3 protein-coding genes are annotated in these 2,401 nt (G+C 75.5%); all 3 read right to left on the bottom strand.

The window, feature by feature from the left end; translation table 11 throughout:
- Positions 1-753 (bottom strand): hypothetical protein (locus F6X68_RS32195; protein ID WP_151457767.1); only part of this gene is annotated, 753 nt, incomplete at its 3' end.
- 23 nt (positions 754-776) lie between these two features.
- Entirely contained in the window at positions 777-1,649 is an 873-nt protein-coding gene (locus tag F6X68_RS32190; RefSeq protein ID WP_151457766.1) for a PspA/IM30 family protein, read from the bottom strand.
- Between the two features lie 206 nt (positions 1,650-1,855).
- The gene (locus tag F6X68_RS32185) at positions 1,856-2,290 is read right to left on the bottom strand and encodes a helix-turn-helix domain-containing protein (RefSeq protein WP_151457765.1); all 435 of its coding nucleotides are present in this window, start codon (positions 2,288-2,290) and stop codon (positions 1,856-1,858) included.
- Positions 2,291-2,401 lie beyond the last annotated feature (111 nt).

The raw sequence follows: 2,401 nt of genomic DNA, 5'->3' as shown, positions 1-2,401 counted from the left end.
GCCGCGGAGCTCGGTCAGGGCCGTGGCGACGCCGTGCAGCAGGTCGGTCGCCTCGGTGAGCCGGGAGGCGGCCGGGTGCGCGGCGTCGGGGTGGGCTTCCCCGGCCACGTAGCCGGCAGCGGCCACGACGAGCCGCTCGTACGCGGCGACGCCCTGCTCCAGCTGCGCGGTCAGGGCCCGGTGCGCCTCGGCCAGCGGCGGCCGGGACTCGGCCGGGGCGAGCCGCAGGGTGCGCTCGACGCTGGCCACCCGGTCGGCCAGGTCCCGCAGCGACCGGTCTGCCTCGGCGGCCTCCAGCACGGCCGGCGAGGCGAGCCCCGTGAGCCGGCCGGTCATCCCGGCGAGGGTCAGGGCGGCCCGGTCCAGCCGGGCCCACGGCTCGGCGGCGCTGGTGCCGCGCAGCGCCACCCGGGAGCGCACCCGGCGGACCTCGGCCAGCACGCCGGGGCCGACGGGGAGCCGCTCCACGGCGGCCACCAGCTTGGCGCGCGACCGGGCGGCGGCCTCGGCCGGGTCGAGCGGCGGCGGCGCCGGCTGGGCCGCCAGCGCCCGCAGGTCGATCCAGCGCCAGGCGGCGAGCACCAGCGCGCCGCCCGCGCCGGCCGCCCACGCCGCGTCGGGCAGCCCGAGCCCGGCGTACGGGGTCAGCACGGCGGCGGCGCCGCCCAGGCCGCCGGCCGTGACGCTCCACCGGCGTGCGGAACCCCGCAACCGACTCAGGCGCCGGAAGTACCGCGTGCGCTCGTCTGCCACCTCTGCCTCCTCGAACCGGCCGCTCAGCCGGCGGCGGTGGTGTCTCCGGTGCCACGTTCCCGGCCCATGCTGGCCCGGATCTCGTTCAGCCGGGCGGCGGCCGCCGGGTCGGCGGCCGGCGCGGCGGGCTGGGCCTGCTCCGAGGCCGGTCGTTCCTGCTTGCCGCCGAGCTGCTCGCCGGCCATGCTCGACCGGATCTGCTCCAGGCGGGACGAGCCGGCCGAGTCCAGGGTCGACTTCTGGATCTCCAGCATGCGGCCCTCGACGGAGTTGCCGGCCAGCTCGGCGCGGCCCATCGCCGTGGCGTACCGCTGCTCGATGCGATCGCGCACCTCGTCGAGCGAGGGCGTGTTGGCGGGGGCGGTCAGCGACGACATCGACTCCAGCGAGCGGGCCACGCTCTCCTGCATCTTGGCCTGCTCGAGCTGGCTGAGCAGCTTGGTGCGCTCGGCGAGCTTCTGCTGGAGGATCATCGAGTTGTTCTCGACCGCCCGGCGGGCCTGGGCGGCGGCGGCGAGCGCCTGGTCGTGCAGGGTCTTGAGGTCCTCCGTGGCCTGCTCGGCCGAGACCAGCTGGGTCGCCAGGACCTGTGCGGACTGCTCGTAGCGGCCGGCCTCGGCCTCGTCGCCGCGGGCGCGGGCCTGGTCGGCGAGGACCAGGGCCTGGCGGGCGTTGGCCTGCAACCGCTCGACCTCGGTCATCTGACGGGACAGCTTCATCTCCAGCTGCCGCTGGTTGCCGATCACGGCGGCGGCCTGCTGAACCAGCGCCTGGTGCTGGCGCTGGGCCTCCTCGATGGCCTGCTGGATCTGCACCTTCGGATCGGCGTGCTCGTCGATCCTGGCGCCGAAGAGCGCCATCAGGTACTTCCACCCCTTGACGAACGGGTTCGCCATCTTTGCGTTGTCCCCTCAGTAGCGTCGCTCCGCCTGGACCGCGCCGGGTGCTCCCGGCCGGCTCCGGCGCGGCAGTGGCTCCATCGTCCCAGCCGGACGCCACTGGGGCATCCGTACCGGCGAGCGAAGCGAGCGCCGACGCCGTCCGCGATCAAGGGTACGCGGCGGCGTCGAGGGCGACCACGTGGCGAGGAAGAGGGAGTGGATCAGGCGGCGCAGACCACGTCGCGCTCGCTGCCCCGGACCCGGGAGCTGCGCAGGGTGGCCTTGAGCGGGGAGTCCTGGCGGACCTGGACGGCGACCGTGCCGTCCGAGCTGACCTGGTGGACGCCCCGACCCGTGCTCCTGCGGACGGTGACGGGCGCGGCCGGCTCGTCCTGCACCGGCACCAGCACGCCGGGCATCTGCTCGGCGAGGGCGACGGTGTCGCTGACCTCACGCAGCAGCTCGGACAGGCGCGCACCGAGGGCGTCGCAGATCGCGGCCAGCAGCTCGCTGGAGGGCTCCTTCTGGCCGCGTTCGATCTCGGAGAGGTAGCCGAGGCTGACGTTGGCGGCGGAGGAGACCTCGCGCAGGGTGCGGTGCTGCCCCTGCCGGCGCGCCCGCAGTGCGTCACCGATCACGCGGCGTAGCAGGACCATTCGCACCTCCCCCTGAGGGACACCACTCTTCCAGGCGGCCTGTCCGGCACGTCGAGCCGGACCGGTCGTCGGAGCCTTCCCGCAACCGTACCCGTTGCGGGCCCCCACGAC

It is taken from the genome of Micromonospora sp. AMSO12t, assembly GCF_008806585.1.
In the GTDB taxonomy this organism is placed as follows: domain Bacteria; phylum Actinomycetota; class Actinomycetes; order Mycobacteriales; family Micromonosporaceae; genus Micromonospora; species Micromonospora reichwaldensis.
The sequence above is the reverse complement of the archived record's forward strand: the minus strand, read 5'-3'. Positions and strand labels throughout refer to the sequence as shown.